This is a genomic window from Thermatribacter velox (assembly GCF_038396615.1).
GTDB classification, from domain to species: Bacteria; Atribacterota; Atribacteria; order Atribacterales; family Thermatribacteraceae; genus Thermatribacter; species Thermatribacter velox.
The window spans coordinates 679,328-694,633 of the sequence record NZ_CP121689.1 but is presented as its reverse complement, the minus strand read 5'-3'; the positions used below and the strand labels follow the sequence as shown (position 1 = coordinate 694,633).

Below are 15,306 nucleotides of genomic sequence, written 5' to 3'. Positions count from 1 at the left end.
CCAAAAACCATGTCAATTTTGTACAAAACAATGCAGGACTTTATTTACCTTATCAAACGTCTCCTCCACTGATCAAAGACCACTATAGCGACGATAAGGAGACCATTAACAACTCTTTGCCAGAAAGGTTCCACGTTAAGGAGGTTTAAACCGTTGGCCAGAACACCCATCAAGATGGCACCGATAAGGGTTCCTACAACAGAGCCTCGACCGCCAAACAAATTGGTTCCTCCGATAACCACTGCTGCAATGGTCTGGAGTTCCAAGCCTTCCGCCATTAAAGCATTAGCTGAATTCATCCTTCCAACCAGCACTAACCCACCAAGCCCACAGTAAAGTCCTGAAAGACCATACACCATAATTTTCACTCTGTCCACATCGATACCCGAAGCCCTTGCCGCCTCCCGATTGCCACCAACTGCATATATGGATCTTCCCAAGGTGGTTCTTGAGAGAATAAACCAGGTTAATAGAACAATCAGCAAAGCTACAATAATAGGAACTGGTATGTTGCCAATATGTCCACTACCCAACCAGATAAGGGCTGGAGGAAGATAACCCGCTAATTCTGTAGCCGTAAAATGCGAAGGCACAGGCAAACCACCTGTTATAAGAAGAGCCACACCCCTCACTGCTCCCAGCATGCCCAGGGTAGCGATAAAGTCCGGTATCCTGCCCTTAGCTATAATGGATCCATTAGCTAAACCAACCATCCAGGCTACAAAGATTCCCAATAAAGCACCGCTAAGAAAAGGCCAACCCCAATAACTCATGGCCACAGCAGCAAGACAACCACCAAGGGCAAGAAGGGAACCCACTGACAAATCTATGCCCGAAGTAATGATTACCATTGTCTGGGCTGAAGCAACAATGATAACCACCGAAACCTGCCTTAAAATATTAAGCCAGTTGCTCAGGGTAAAAAAGTACTCCGACATTACCGCGAAAGCTATGCTTAAAGCCACCAAACCAACCAGAGAGCCACCCTTCAACAGGAGGTTAATCAGATTTCTGGTCAAAGAAGCTTCTTCCAGCTCAGCGATATCCCGAACACGATTGGCAGACAATTCCCGCACCTCCAGTCTAAAAACCTTAATTCACACCACTTGCAAAAGCCAGGAGCGTGGTTTTATCCAAGCCCTCAATTTCATCAAAAACTTTGACAATCCTACCATCTCTCATAACTGCTATTCTATCTGCAACCTCTAATGCCTCTACTGGTTCTGAAGTAATGTACAAAACCGTGAAGCCTTCACTAACCAGCCTTCTAACCATCGAACGTATTTCAAATTTCGCACCTACGTCTATACCTCGAGTGGGTTCATCCATAATCAGAACCTTAGGTTTTCGAGCCAGCCAGCGTGCCAAAAGGACTTTTTGCTGGTTACCACCGCTCAAATACAAAACTTCTCGAGTTAGATCCGGAGTTTTAATCTGCAAAGTATTCACATATTCTTCGGCTATTTCCCGTTCCGTTCTTAAATCTAAAATGCCCCTTCGCGAAAGCAGTGAGAGAATAGCTAAAGTAATATTGGCAAAAACCGGCAATTCATAAACCAATGCAAAACGGCGATCTTCCGGCAAATATCCAAAACCAAGCTTTATCGCTTCTTTAGGACTACGAGGGCGCACCTCCTGCCCATCCAGAAAAATTTTGCCCTCCGTTTTACTCAAACCAAAAAGGCCTCGAGCAAGGGTACTCCTCCCAGAGCCAATAAGGCCAAATATAACAAACACTTCTCCCTGGCGAATTCCAAGATTTACCCCTTTTACAAAAGTATCTGAAGAGAAATTTTCGAGCCTCAAAATTACATTTTCCTCTTCGGGTTTTGCCTTATGAGCGCTCTCAAGTACATCTACTTTCTTACCTGTAAGATAGTAAAACAGAGACCTTTCATCGAGCTCCCTGGCATTGGCGGTTATCACCTTTTGGCCATCTCTCAAAACGGTTATTCTGTCTGCTATACGCAAAGCTTCGCCAAGTTTATGGGAAATGAAAACGATGCCAATTCCCGTTTTTTTAATCTCCTGAATTAAAGCAAAAAGGCGCTGGACTTCCTCATCACTCAAAGCAGAAGTCGGCTCGTCAAGAAGAAGTATTCTCAAATTGGGCCTACTAACAGCTTTTAAAATTTCAATTATTTGCTGTTCGGCAACGCTAAGTTTCTCGACCAGAGTATCAGGGTCCTCTTTGACTCCAAAGCGAGCCATTAAATCTCTGGCCTCGCTGAAAATGCGTTCCCAATCCACTTGTACTCCTTTACGGGGCCATCTCCCCAAAAAAATATTTTCTCCAATGCTCAAATAGGGAACAAGAGAGAGTTCTTGCTGAACAAGAGCAACACCTGCTTCCAAGGCCTCCCGGGGAGAATGAAAATGGACTTCATTACCATCTATCAATATCCGGCCACTGTCACTGGGAACCAAACCACTAATAATCTTCATCAGGGTACTTTTACCAGCTCCGTTTTCTCCTAAAAGAGCGTGGACCTCACCAGGTAAAACATCCATACTAACCTGTTTTAATGCCTGTACACCTGGAAAGTGTTTACTAACTTCTCGCACTTCCAAAACAGGTTGCACAATTACCATACTGTGTATCCTCCGTCAACGCTTAGCACAGCACCCGTGGCATACCCCATCTTCGGAGACGCCAAAAACAATATGGCAGTCGCAATTTCTGTCGGGTCTCCAAGTCTGTTTAAGGGTCTGCTTTCTTCAAGTTTTTTCCTTACTGCCACGGGGTCTTGCTCTTTACTCAAGGCATTCTCAACAAGCGGAGTGTAGGTAGTACCAGGACAAACACAGTTCACTCTAACCCCGTACGGCGCAAGATCCACAGCACAAGATTTGGTAATGGAAATTACTGCAGCTTTAGTGAGATTATAAAGCATCTGGTTAGCTATGGCTACCAACCCAGCCTCAGAAGCTACATTAACAATAACTCCATTTTTGTGCTTAACCATTTCTTCAGCCGCTCTCTTAGAACAGAGTAAAACTCCTTTCACGTTGACACTCATTATCTTCTGGTAGGTTTCTTCTTCAAAAGAAAGAATGTCCCCCTTGGCATAAATACCGGCATTATTGACCAGAATATCAACCTTGCCAAAATGACTCACTACTTCATTAAACAGATTGTTTACACTTTCCAGCGAAGAAACATCGGTTTCAACGAAAAGAGCGTCTCCGTTCTTTTCTCGAATTTCTTTTACAACCCTCTCACCCCTCACGGGATCCACGTCTGCTACGATTACCTTAGCTCCTTCTTCCGAAAATTTACGTGCTGTCTCAGCACCAATTCCTGCACCAGCGCCTGTGACAACAACCACTTTACCTACAAATCCCAACTCCATCTTTATCCCTCCTGCAAAAAGCAGGGGAACAGGTACCTGTTCCCCTGCTTTTTAAAGCTTTGTCCTTTATTTCTCGAGATAGGCTTTCTTTATAGCTTCCCAGTCAATGGGTTCAAGCTTGGGATTTGGATAGAACATGTCGGCATTGCCTTGCCATTCAGTACGAGGTCTAATGTCTACAAACTGGGGAACCTGGTCTTTAAGTCCCAAGGCAAGCATCACTGCATATTTTGTACCATACCAACCCCATTCTGGAAAGCCGTGCCAGGTCTCAGCTATAAGCCTTCCTTCTCTTATCCTCTGCACCGACTCCGGAGTACCGTCATTGGTGAAAACTTTTACCTCGGTTCTTTCCATTCTCTCACAAGTAAGCATCGCACCAAGTCCCATTTCGTTAGAAGCAGCCCATATGAAATCCAGAGTCCCCTTGGGATTTGCAGAAAGTATATCTTCGGTCACTTTGATTGCCTTTTCGCGGTTCCAATCAGCAGGCAAGGTGGTTACTATTTCAATACCTGGAAACTGATCTACAACTGCGTGAAAACCTCTTAATCTTGCTGTAGAAAAGAATCCTCCAGCAATTCCTTCGATAATCGCACCTCGTGCTTTTATCTTATCCTTAAGATTTTCAATGACTTCGGGCGTATAAAGGTTCTCCCAGAAAGCAAGGTCCAGGAAAGTTTCTGGGGAAACTTCTACTTTTTCTCCTTCACCAAGCACACCAGGACCACCAAAATAGTCTATTACCGCGTAAGCAGATATAGTTCCAGCAACCGTGTTGTCAAAACCAATGTAGCAATCTACATCCACACCTTCAATCGGTTCCAGCAAATTAACCACTATAACTGGTATCCCTGCTTCTTTCGCTTCACGAAGAGCAGGTTTAACCACTTCTACCTCAATAGGCGAAATAGCAATCACATCCACTCTTCTTTGGATAAAATCTTCCAAAATAGCAATCTGGTCTGCAAAAGCGGTATGAGCAGCAGGAGCACGAGTTATTACTTCCACCTCGATACCATGTTTTTTGGCGTCCTCAGCAGCCATGTTGAAAAAGTCAGTAGCTGTCTTAAAAACTCCAGTAATATCCGGTGGCGTCCATCCTATGGTAATTTTGGGAATTTCCTGAGCAAAAGAGAGAGATAACCCACCTAACACCACAACCAACACACAGAGAAGTACCAACCCCTTCCTCACGCTCTCCAACCTCCTTTGGAAGCAATTTTTAACAATACCTGCCAAAATACTGACTTTGTGACCAATCGCTTTAATCCGCTCCAAGCTGTTTACTAATCACCCCCTCTCAAATGGAAAATCCATATTCAGGAATTTTGCCTTCAAAAACCAGTAATTCCTAACCTCACTTGCCCCATTTAAGAGTGTAATCTATTTACATGAATAAGTAAAGATGTATTAACCACGTGTAGATAAAAATACCATAAAACCAGCCTTGATGACAATATCATTCACGAAAATTGACCGATTAAAACTTGGAGGAAACTCTAAAACCGGGAAAAAGCCCAAACGTCGTCCGTTGTCAGGCCAGAACAATCTTATACGCTCAAAAATTACCAAAAGCGCAAAACAAAAAACAAATTACAAAACTCTAACTAAAAATCATGGTTCATCTTTTTGCCTAAACAAAACTTTCCGTTTTACCTCAACAACTCCTCATCGCTTGCCTGAAGGACTTCCTTTTCTCGCTCATAAAAATAAGTCGCAGTTTGTCTGACCAGCTCATCCAGCATTTTTGGATCGTGTTTACCCCACATTGCAGGATAAGGGTCTGCCCCAGGACCAAGAGGTTCCGCAGTAACAAAACAGTCAGGACGATTATAACCAATCACATAAAGAGCCATGATCACCAAATCGATATCCATAAAGCCTTTACCAAGAGCCCTGCGGTTGGAATCCGCAAGATGCAGGTTAGTTAGATACTTGCCATATTCAATCAGGGTAGTGGAAATGTGTTCCTCTTCCACCCACATATGGTAAAGATCTCCTCCGATATGCTGAACACCAGGATGGTTTACATAGTTAATAAGCTCTAAAGCCTCACGAAAGGTGTGGCAAAAGCTAACTTCTGCCGAGCGTACCGGCTCAATAGCTGCTCGAACACCATTTTGTAAGAAATAATCACCCAAGATTCGCAGGGCATCACCTGCACGATAGAATTCGCTATCATCGTATTTTTGAGGACGCCCTACTGCAGCAGGGGAGAAAAGCACATACGTCCCACCAAGTTCAGCGCACATATCGATCTGCCTGCGGAAATAGTCGATAGAGCGCTGTATCACATGGGGTTTATTACTGGACAGCTCACTGTCCGCATTGACCATACCACATACTCCAGATACCTTTATTCCGTAATCGTCAAGGATCTTTTTAACTTCCTGAGTTTTGTAGCCCAAATCTGGACCATAACGATTACCATGCAGTTCGATATAGCGAACCCCAAACTTACTCAAGCGAGCACAGGAAACTTCCAAAGGCTCCAAACCAAAACCCCAGTTACTCCAGGAAAGACGTATCTTCTCTCCCCCCTCAATTCTCTCCTTAAAGTCCGGTTTTTTTCTAACTTCAATGAATTGCCTGATAACCAGATCATCTTTTAATTGAAAATTTTGTTTCTTCAAAGAGATCACCCCTTAATTCAACTTTATTCACAAACCCACGATACTACTCCCGCGAACTCACGGAAAGCTCTTGATAGTGGACTCAATTACTTGATGGCCCCCATGGTTAATCCTTTCACCAAGTTTTTCTGGACAAGAGCCGTAAAAACTACCATGGGCACCATTGCCAGCACCCCGGCTGCTGCCATGTGGCTCCACATAATTCCCGTCTCCCTTATAAAACCAGTAAGGGCGACAGGAACCGTTTGAGCGCGAGAACCAGTCAAAATAAGAGCAAAAAGAAACTCATTCCAGGAAAAAATAAAGGTGAAAATCCCTGTAGCAGCTATACCAGGCGCTATTAACGGAATAGAAATTTTCCAGAAAGCAGCAAATGGAGAACAGCCATCAACCATAGCACTTTCTTCTATCTCACGAGGTATTTCTTGAAAAAACCCCCGCAATAGCCATACTGAAAAGGGAATGTTAAAAGTACAATAAGCAAGGATCAAGGCCAAATAAGTATCAAGAAGATGTAAAGTCCTCATTATAATAAAAATAGGAATCGCAGCTGCAACAGGAGGTGTCATTCTAATAGACAAAATCCAGAAAGAAAGATCCTTCGACCTCTTAAAGCGGAAACGAGCTAAACCATAAGCTGCCAAAGAACCTACTGAAAGCGCTATAAATGTGCTGACCAAAGCAACTATCAAACTATTAAATAAATAATGACCAAAGGGGATGAGCCTAAAAATTTCTCTATAATTCGAAGCTACCGGACGGAAAATCCAAACCGGAGGGTATTTCAAAGCATCGACATTGGTTTTAATCGAAGTCAAAAAAAGCATGAACGGAGGAAAAAGCACAACCAAAAACACAATTCCTATACCTACCCAAACCAAGACATCAAGAACCCTCTTTCGGCCTGCTATCATCTTTCTTCTCCTTCCCTGATGAATCTTAAAAGCAACTGAGTAATAGCAATAACAATAATCAGAAGAACGTAGGAATACGCAGAAGCTCGACCAATGTGGAAAAATTTGAACCCATATCTATAAGTGTAATAGCTCAATACCTCTGTACTCATTCCAGGTCCTCCTTTGGTCAGGACGAAAATCAAATCAAAGGTCTTAAAAGCGTCCATTGTTCTAAGCAACACGGCAACAATCAGGGTAGGAAGAAGCAGAGGAAAAGTTACATAACGGAAAATTTGAAAAGAACTTGCACCGTCAACAAGTGCAGCTTCGAAGGGATCGTGAGGTAAAGACTGTAATCCAGCAAGAAGAATAAGAGCCATAAAGGGTGTCCATTCCCAAACGTCGGCCACTATGACACTTGGCAAAGCAGTAGAAGGATCCCCTAACCAGTTAAGAGGCTGAAACCCAAACAATTCTAAAAAGTAATTCAAAGTACCCAATTCCGGATTATAAAGAAGCCTCCAAATAATCCCTACCACCACCGGAGTCATCGTGGTAGGTAATACCAAAGCAGTTCTTAATAGACCTATTTTTCGCATAGGCCTATTAAGAAGCATTGCTACAATAAGTCCCAAAATGGTTTCAAGAGCAACAACGGATATAACATAAATCAAAGTTACTTTTAGGGAAGTCCTGAAATAAGGGTCTTTTAAGAAAATATAGGCATAGTTACCCAACCCTACAAACTTCCATTTGCCACCCCTCACTATGTTCCAGTTAGTGAAACTCACTCCCAAAGAATAAACCAGCGGGAAAATTACCAATAAAAGGAGTATGATAACCGCAGGAGCTATAAAAAAGAAAGGAGCCCACTTTTTCTTTTTGAACACCAATCAACTCTCCTCTCCAGAGCCCCCGGAAAAACATTCCGGGGGCTAAGATTAGCTCTGACAATTGCTTTTTGTTATTCCAAATAGCCCCAGAGTCTTAAAATCTCCTCAAAGCGGGCATTTGCCTCATTTAAAGCAGTTTGCGGATCCTTGACCCCCGTCATAGCCTCAGAAAGTGCAACTTCTAAAGCATCAGCCAATTCTGAATAAGCAGGTATTCTCGGACGACCTTTAGCAAGAGGCAAAGACTTAAGCATTCCTTCGTATTCTACAAATTTAGCTCGAAGTTCAGGGTCATTAAGTGAAGAATAGCGTGCTCCTGGCTGAGCATAAGCCAGTTTCTTCTCCATTTCAGGTGTGGTAGCCCAAACGATGAATTCCCAGGCAGCTTCTTTGTTTTTGGAATCTTTGGGAATCATCAGACCCCATCCACCAAAAGTGGGTGTACGTTTGATACTGCCATCCGGCTGCTCCTTACCAGGAATCAAGGTAAAATTGAATTTGCCAACTATAACCGACCTGGAAGGATCTTGACACAATGGAGCCGAGTTCTGCCATTGGAGATTCATAGCCGCTTTCCCTTGAGCAAAAGCATTAGCGCATTCGTCCCAGTCATAAGTCAAAACACCAGAAGGTGCATAAGGAATCAAGCTCTTGAAGTATTCAAGAGCTGCTACTGCTTCCGGGCTGTTTATAGTAGGATTGTAATTCTCGTCATACCATTCCCCGCCAAACGACCAGAGCATGTTATCGTAAGTGCATTGAAGTTGTACTCCCCGACGCCCCATAAAAGTAAGTCCTGTCATACCCCTATCTTTGAGTTTTTCGGTCAACATTGCCGCTGTATCTCTGAATTCTTCCCAAGTGTTGGGAGGAGTAAGGCCAAACTCTTCAAAAATGTCAGTCCTATAGTGAAGGCCAAAAACTGCTTGTATAAAAGGCAAACCATAAAGTTTTCCTTCCCACATGCCCTGCTCACTCAAAACCGAGGGAATGAAATCATCAAGAGCAAGTACTTGGGGATCGGTTCTTTTAACAAAATCTTCAACCGGTATCACCAATCCCTGTCCAGCGTATTGACCAATCCAAACGCAATCAACATGCACCACATCGTATGCTCCTGTGCCCTGTGTAACAGCTACTGCCTGTTTTTCTTGAAGTGTTGGATAGGGAAGAATTTCGAGGTTAACCTTAATACCCGTCAATTGCTCAAATTCTGGAAGCAACTTTTTCAAAGCATCAGAGCGAGGTTCTGCCACCATCGATACGTTTATTGTCGTTCCCTCAAACGGTTTTTCTGTATAGGTACCAAACACATATTCCGCCGCCCAGCTCACCGCCATTACAAAACAAAGCACCACTACAGCTAATCCCACAATCCAAGCTTTGTTTTTCATCCGACTTACCTCCTTCTAAAATAATGTTTAAAAGGTTCCAAAAAATATGAAACTTTGAAATAATTTTTTTCTTTTTCACATCACCTCCAGTTTAATGTGTTTCCACTCCAGGTACTCTTCCAAACCATAGTGGCCGAGTTCAAGGCCGATGCCACTTTCTTTCCATCCCGGATAGGGTGCAAATAAGCTATCCGGATTGATATTATTAACCGCTACCGAACCCCATTCCAGGGCTTCTGCGACTTGGAAAGCCCTCCCCATATCTCTGGTATAAAGATAGGCTACCAGCCCGTAACGGACTGAATTAGCTTTTTCAACCGCTTCTTCTACGGTCTTAAAAGAATCTATCGCCACCAGAGGCCCAAACGGTTCTTCCTGCATTATTTTCATATCGGGAGAAACATTAACCAAAACAGTGGGTTCGAAGTAAAAGCCCTGCTGCAAGCGCTGCTCTGTAGGTCGTTTGCCTCCACATAATACCTGAGCTCCTTTTTTCACAGCATCTTCAACAAATTCCTCCATCCTCCTTACACCAGCTTCGTTCACCATAGGACCAAGATCGGGAGGTGGCTCATCAAACGCCCCTCCAAGGCGCAGTTTTTGAGTTTGCTCGACAAAACTTTTTATAAAAGCGTCTTTTATGCTTTCCTCAACAAAAATGCGATTTACTGAGTTACAGATCTGGCCAGCATTCCGAAAAGCCCTCTTCACCCCATCTTTCACCGCTTTATCAAAATCTGCATCAGCAAACACAATGAAAGGCGAATGACCACCGAGCTCAAGAATTAAGCGCTTTACATTTCGAGCGGAAGCCTCTATAAATTTTTTGCCAGTATCAGTAGAACCAGTAAGTGCTATCAGCCGAACCCTGGGGTTAACGAAAACCTCTTCGCTGATAACTTCATTATCGCCGTTTATAACGTGCAAAACATTTTCGGGCAACCCGGAATCTACACAAGCACGTATAAACTCTATTGTAGAAAGCGGAGTTTCTCGAGAAGGCTTAACAACCACCGTGCAACCTGCCGCAAGTGCCGGAGCAACTTTCCAGGAAATAAGGCTAACCGGATAATTCCAGGCAGCAACCGCGAAAACTACACCCACAGGTTGACGAATAGCAATGCTACGCAAATTCAAAGCATTAGGGGGAGGTACTTCTCCCAAAATGTTGACCGCAAGATACCCATAATATTCGAGGCAATCCGCAGCACCAAGCACTTCTTTGCGAGCATCCACAAAACTTTTCCCCTGTTCCTGAGCAAGAAGCTTTCCTATTTCTTCCGAACGCTCCCTAACTTTAACTGCACATTTGAGAAGCGCCCTACTTCGCTCAAGGGCCGGAGTACGCGACCACTCTTTAAATCCTTGATGAGCTCTTTCAATAGCTTCAGCAACCTGCCCTCTACCAAGCTTAGAAACAGTAGCAAAAACCTTTCCACAGGAAGGATCGATAACATTTATTACTCCCTCGCTACCCTTTACCCACTCCCCACTAACCAAAGAATGATATTCCAGCATTAAGAAACCTCCTCTCCAAATCTCTCGAAAACAGGTTGTAATAAATCGTGCATCTCCTTAAAGCGTTTATAGGTCTTCTCATATTCTCCTGTGTCTGAAGGATGAAATCGTTTTTTCTCTTTAACCCAAGTTCGGGCAACTTCCTGGGGGGCAATTCCTGAAAAACCGGAGAAAGCTAGAATACCAGCTCCCAGGATACCACCTTCACTTTCTACCAGAGTAAAAACTTCCTTTTGATAAATATCAGCTTTAATCTGACTCCACAAATCGCTTCTGGCTCCACCACCGATGCAGGACATTTCCTTTATTTCACCTGGAAAAAGACGCTCAATCTCATCAAGGCTCATCTTTAAGTCAAAACAAACTCCTTCCAGAACAGCCCTCGCAAAATGAGCACGACGATGATGAGGTAAAATACCCAGAAAAACACCTCTTGCGTTTGGAGAACCAAGTAATCGTTCACCAAGTAGATAGGGGAAAAACATTAGCCCTTCAGCCCCTGGGGGCACCTGAGCAGCTTCCTCATCGATGAGCTGGTAAGAAGCTGATCCATTGTTACTTCCTAATCTATACAGAGCATCTCTTAACCAGCGCACACTACCTCCGCCACTGTCAAGAATGCCAAAACTTATCCAGCCCGGGATAGCATGATGCAAATTCATGAGCTTTTGCGACAAAAGGGGAGAAGGTGTAAATACCGAAACATCCGAAGCTGTTCCTCCCACATCACAGGAACGACCTTCCTCAAACATTCCTCCTCCAAGAAGTAAACAGAGCATATCTCCCGCACCACAAACTACGGGCACTGAATTCTTGAGGCCAAGAAGCTCGTTAATATCCTCTTTGGTAGTACCTATCACCTTAAAAGAAGGAATGATTTGGGGAAACTTTTCCTTATCTAACCCGAAAAGCTCAAAAAGATCGTCATCCCAGGTTTTCTTCTCCCACGAAAAGAGAAAGGTCCCAGAAGCTTCCGAAAAATCAGTAGCAATCTCTCCAGTCAGCAAATAATTAAGGTAGTCTTTGGCAGTAAGAAAATAAGCTGCGTGTCTATAAACTTCAGGGAGGTTTTCTTTTATCCAGGCTACTTTGGGGCCAATCCAGTTGGGTATTATCAAATTAGCAGTCTTTTCAATCTGTTTTTCTGGACTCAGCAACGAAGCCACTCGCTTACATACACTCAAAGAGCGCTTGTCACACCAGATAGGAACCAGTTGCAGGAGTAAATTGCCATGAGAATCCACAGGGCATACAGCATGCATCTGTGCACTTACACCAATAGCAAGAACTTCAAAATCGGGAAAACGCTCCAAAAGCTCCCTCATGCAAGCTACCGAGAGTTCCCACCATTCCCGAGGACTTTGCTCAGCCCAGGACGGGCGTGGGGAAGAAAAGGAAGGATTTCTGCCTGCAAGTGCCAGGATTTTACCCTCTCTATCAATAAGAGCACTGCGCACCGTTTCGGTTCCGATGTCTACCACCAAAACTCCCTGAAGCTCAGACATTTTAACCCTCTTTTTTCACAGTAACCCAAACGTAAGAAAGAGCATGTGAGTGAGGATTTTCAGCACGGTGAAACTTTCCAAAAGGTATGTACACAACGTCTCCCGCTTTAATCTCAAATCTATCCTGGTCTATCTCCATGATTCCTTGACCAGAAAGCACAAAGTACACTTCTTCAAGTGGAGGATGTTGGTGACCCCGGGTAGAACAACCTGGGTAGACTACCGTATAACCTACCTGAATCTTTTGCGACTCGGAATCACTTTCTCGAAGCAACATCCAGGTATCTCGCACTACATTACTCCCAATTTTGCTCAGAACTTCCTCAAAAGTGTTGCTTCCTTTTTCAGGTTGAACCTCTGACAAATTTTTTTTGTAATAACTCATTTTAAAGACCTCCTGTTTTCTTTTGGCCTTCCCTCAAGAAAAACCTTATATTCATACTTGTCGGCTCTGATAACTGAGATATCCACTTCAAAAGGAATCCCATCCTCAAGGTAAACAACTCTTACCGTATGAAATAAAGGCATTTTTTCAGGAATATGCAAAAGGTCCGCCTCCAGGGGGCCACTCAGGTAAGCCTCGATAGTTTCAACCGCCCTATGCAACCTAAGGCCATACTCCTCCTCAAGCAACTGATATAAACCTTTGGTACGAAGAGCTTCTTTTTTCTTTTCTAAATCGGGAACCATGCGGGGAAGAAGATAGTTGGTAATAAAGGCAATGGGCAAGCCTCCAGCAATTCGAGTACGTTGCACCAGGTAAACAAGCTCTCCTCGCTCAAGATCCAGCGCCCCAGCTACTTTGGGAGGAGCAGGAACCAGTTCAACAGTAAGCGTACCAGTGGCAACTTCTACACCTTTAGAACGCAGGGTTTCAGTGAAGGAGCTAATGTAGTTTAGATTTTGGGCAGTCTTGGGTTCTTGAACTATGGTGCCTTTTCCCCTTTTCCTGAAAATGAAGTTATCTTTTTCTAATTCCTGAAGTGCATTGCGAATGGTGGTTCTACTCGCCTGAAAGGTCTCTGCCAGTTCTTCTTCAGAGGGCAAAAGATCACCAACTCTGTATTTGCCACTTTCAATTTCTTCACGGAGCTGATGGTAAATTTTAAGATAAAGGGGTAAATCGTTATGAGCCAAGGTGTTTTCCCCTTCTTATTAATTACTACTTTTTCAAAAACTTGTTACTACCATTAGTTTAGATGAGTCTGTAGAGGATGTCAATGCCTCCCATTTTAGATAGAATAAAAATTAAACAAAAAGCTTTCAATCTGGGTTTTTTCCGATTTTTGTAGACGATCTCACAGTTTTATCCAAATTTGTAATTACATACATCTAAAAAGGTATCTAAGATTCCTTTTCTAAAAACATGCTAAAATAAAAAAGGGGTTGAAATCTCGACAAAAGACTCCGCTAAAAGATTTCGAAACCCGAGTAAATCATTCGAATAAAGGAGGGGAACCCTTGGAAAGGCTCCGATTGCTAAAATCGAACCTGGTTACGGCCTTAATCGCCCTTGTAGTATTATTCACTACCGTGAATGCTTTTTCAGAAGAAACCGCTCCAGCAACGCTGGAAATAAAAGAACTGGTTGTCGAAGAATTAGTCATAAAAGATAGGGAAGGTAGGGCCCGGATAAGAATGGGAGTAGATTCCGCAAACTCCCCCGTTATTTTCTTCTACGACCAGACAGGAAAAAAGCAGCTTTCACTTTCTACTGGACCAGCAGAAAAAGGAATAGCGCAAATTATTCTGTATAGCGAAGAAAAACCTGTTCTGGCGCTGGAATCCAGAGAGGGCACAGGGAAACTCTCTTTAGCCGAAGTAGGGCAACCTGAAATTACTGCAACAGTTGATTCTTTCAAAATAAAGGTGCTCGAATTCAATCTACGTCAAAATTCAATAACTACCATAACCAGCAAATTAATCCAGTGGTCCCTCTATGCAACTCCTGCCGAAGATGCCGATACCGAGGGACTCGCAGTGTACGTTGAAACCAGGCCTACTCCTTCCTGGAAAGTAAACTTTGAAGAGGGAAGGCCTTCAACGAGTGCAGAGGAAATAAAAAATGTCTATCAGGAAGCAGGAGAGTACCTATACAGAGAAATTTTGCGCCCAAACTTTCCAGCCTTGAGTCCGGAAAAACTCACAATCCATTTCTCAATGTATGGCTACAAAGTAGGAACCTGGAAAAACGGGACAATAAAGCTTGTTGGAGAGGAATAACCAGGAAGCCAGAAAGTTTTACGTGAAAACCGGGTTTTTTAGCCGCTACAAAAAGTAACGTTAAAGGAAAGAACTGTGAAGCCCAGAAAGAAATTTCTGAACATACTTTGGAAATGGTCGGGGCGAGCCGATTTGAACGGCCGACCTCTTGAACCCGAGTCAAGCGCGCTAACCAGGCTGCGCTACGCCCCGACAAAACTAAATATAACACACCAAAAAACACTCTGCAACAAACACACCCAAAATAACACATTGTTTCTATAACTAAAAAGCCTCCAGGGAGGCACAACACTCACCTGGAGGCTACGAGTAAAAGCTACTTTTTATTTCTCTACTTCAATTTCCACTTTCCTTGCTTTAGGTTTGCTGGGTTCAACTTTGGGTAAGGAAATGGTCAATATTCCATCTTTGTAACTGGCCTTTACTTCATCTTGTTTCACCTTAACAGGAAGAGTAATGCTCCTTTCGAAGGTGCCACAATAGCGTTCTTTGCGGCAATAGCCAACGTCCTTTTCTTCCCACTCATCCTTAATTTCACCTTTTATCTCCAAGGTATCTTCAGTAACATTGACTTCGACATTCTTGGGATCAATACCTGGTATTTCAGCTTTAACTACGACCTCGTTCTCAGTTTCTGCCACATCTACAGCTGGAAAACCAGCACTCCAAAGAGATCTGGTTATGAATGGTGCTTCCATCAGCTCATCAAAAATTTCGTCAAGATCGCTGCGCAGATCGAAAAGATCCCAAAGCCTCCTTATTGGGCTCCAAACCCGGTCTTCTCTCCGAGCAGGAACACTTCTTCTGGCCATCACCCATCCCTCCTTTCACATTTTCTTTTCCTTAAGTTCGCCTTTATTATAATCAGTAAAGGTCAAAATGTCAATA

The 15,306-nt window shown here is 43.4% G+C and carries 14 protein-coding genes and 1 tRNA gene; 1 reads left to right on the top strand and 14 read right to left on the bottom strand.

What is annotated here, in order from left to right:
* Window positions 1-44 precede the first annotated feature (44 nt).
* The 12 genes from QBE54_RS03455 to QBE54_RS03400 all read right to left on the bottom strand — a co-directional run bounded on the left by QBE54_RS03455 (window position 45) and on the right by QBE54_RS03400 (window position 13,332).
* Window positions 45-1,067, bottom strand: coding sequence for an ABC transporter permease (locus QBE54_RS03455; protein ID WP_369018959.1), 1,023 nt, complete (start codon window positions 1,065-1,067; stop codon window positions 45-47).
* Between the two features lie 25 nt (window positions 1,068-1,092).
* Window positions 1,093-2,592 carry a sugar ABC transporter ATP-binding protein gene (locus tag QBE54_RS03450; RefSeq protein ID WP_369018958.1) on the bottom strand — a complete coding sequence of 500 codons (1,500 nt, stop codon included), beginning with the start codon at window positions 2,590-2,592 and terminating at the stop codon, window positions 1,093-1,095.
* Window positions 2,586-3,353 carry an SDR family NAD(P)-dependent oxidoreductase gene (locus tag QBE54_RS03445; RefSeq protein WP_369018957.1) on the bottom strand — a complete coding sequence of 256 codons (768 nt, stop codon included), beginning with the start codon at window positions 3,351-3,353 and terminating at the stop codon, window positions 2,586-2,588. The genes QBE54_RS03450 and QBE54_RS03445 overlap by 7 nt, the downstream gene beginning before the upstream one ends.
* Window positions 3,354-3,419: 66 nt before the next feature.
* Complete coding sequence (locus QBE54_RS03440) at window positions 3,420-4,523, bottom strand: sugar ABC transporter substrate-binding protein (protein ID WP_369019384.1); 1,104 nt, start codon at window positions 4,521-4,523, stop codon at window positions 3,420-3,422.
* Window positions 4,524-5,008: 485 nt separating this feature from the next.
* Window positions 5,009-5,989, bottom strand: a complete 981-nt coding sequence (locus QBE54_RS03435; protein WP_369018956.1) for a sugar phosphate isomerase/epimerase family protein — start codon at window positions 5,987-5,989, stop codon at window positions 5,009-5,011.
* An 86-nt stretch (window positions 5,990-6,075) separates the two neighbouring features.
* Window positions 6,076-6,903 (bottom strand): carbohydrate ABC transporter permease, encoded by an 828-nt coding sequence (locus QBE54_RS03430; RefSeq protein ID WP_369018955.1) that lies wholly within the window; start codon window positions 6,901-6,903, stop codon window positions 6,076-6,078.
* A complete protein-coding gene (locus tag QBE54_RS03425; RefSeq protein ID WP_369018954.1) occupies window positions 6,900-7,775 on the bottom strand; it encodes a carbohydrate ABC transporter permease in 876 nt (291 codons plus the stop codon). Before QBE54_RS03425 ends, QBE54_RS03430 begins: the two co-directional genes overlap by 4 nt.
* Before the next feature lie 74 nt (window positions 7,776-7,849).
* On the bottom strand, window positions 7,850-9,172 hold the full coding sequence (locus QBE54_RS03420; RefSeq protein WP_369018953.1) for an extracellular solute-binding protein: 1,323 nt from the start codon (window positions 9,170-9,172) through the stop codon (window positions 7,850-7,852).
* 75 nt (window positions 9,173-9,247) lie between these two features.
* Window positions 9,248-10,690 carry an NAD-dependent succinate-semialdehyde dehydrogenase gene (locus QBE54_RS03415; protein WP_369018952.1) on the bottom strand — a complete coding sequence of 481 codons (1,443 nt, stop codon included), beginning with the start codon at window positions 10,688-10,690 and terminating at the stop codon, window positions 9,248-9,250.
* The gene (locus QBE54_RS03410; protein WP_369018951.1) at window positions 10,690-12,195 is read right to left on the bottom strand and encodes an FGGY-family carbohydrate kinase; all 1,506 of its coding nucleotides are present in this window, start codon (window positions 12,193-12,195) and stop codon (window positions 10,690-10,692) included. The genes QBE54_RS03415 and QBE54_RS03410 overlap by 1 nt, the downstream gene beginning before the upstream one ends.
* Before the next feature lies 1 nt (window position 12,196).
* The gene (locus QBE54_RS03405; RefSeq protein ID WP_369018950.1) at window positions 12,197-12,580 is read right to left on the bottom strand and encodes a dimethylsulfonioproprionate lyase family protein; all 384 of its coding nucleotides are present in this window, start codon (window positions 12,578-12,580) and stop codon (window positions 12,197-12,199) included.
* Window positions 12,577-13,332, bottom strand: a complete 756-nt coding sequence (locus QBE54_RS03400) for a GntR family transcriptional regulator (protein ID WP_369018949.1) — start codon at window positions 13,330-13,332, stop codon at window positions 12,577-12,579. Before QBE54_RS03400 ends, QBE54_RS03405 begins: the two co-directional genes overlap by 4 nt.
* 324 nt (window positions 13,333-13,656) lie before the next feature.
* Between QBE54_RS03400 and QBE54_RS03395 the strand changes: the two genes are divergently transcribed.
* Window positions 13,657-14,418, top strand: a complete 762-nt coding sequence (locus QBE54_RS03395; RefSeq protein ID WP_369018948.1) for a hypothetical protein — start codon at window positions 13,657-13,659, stop codon at window positions 14,416-14,418.
* A gap of 114 nt (window positions 14,419-14,532) precedes the next feature.
* On the opposite strand, the gene QBE54_RS03390 is transcribed toward QBE54_RS03395, so the two are convergent.
* Together QBE54_RS03390 and QBE54_RS03385 are read right to left on the bottom strand one after the other, a co-directional pair.
* Window positions 14,533-14,610 (bottom strand) — tRNA-Pro (locus tag QBE54_RS03390).
* Between the two features lie 131 nt (window positions 14,611-14,741).
* The gene (locus QBE54_RS03385) at window positions 14,742-15,230 is read right to left on the bottom strand and encodes an Hsp20/alpha crystallin family protein (protein WP_369018947.1); all 489 of its coding nucleotides are present in this window, start codon (window positions 15,228-15,230) and stop codon (window positions 14,742-14,744) included.
* Window positions 15,231-15,306 lie beyond the last annotated feature (76 nt).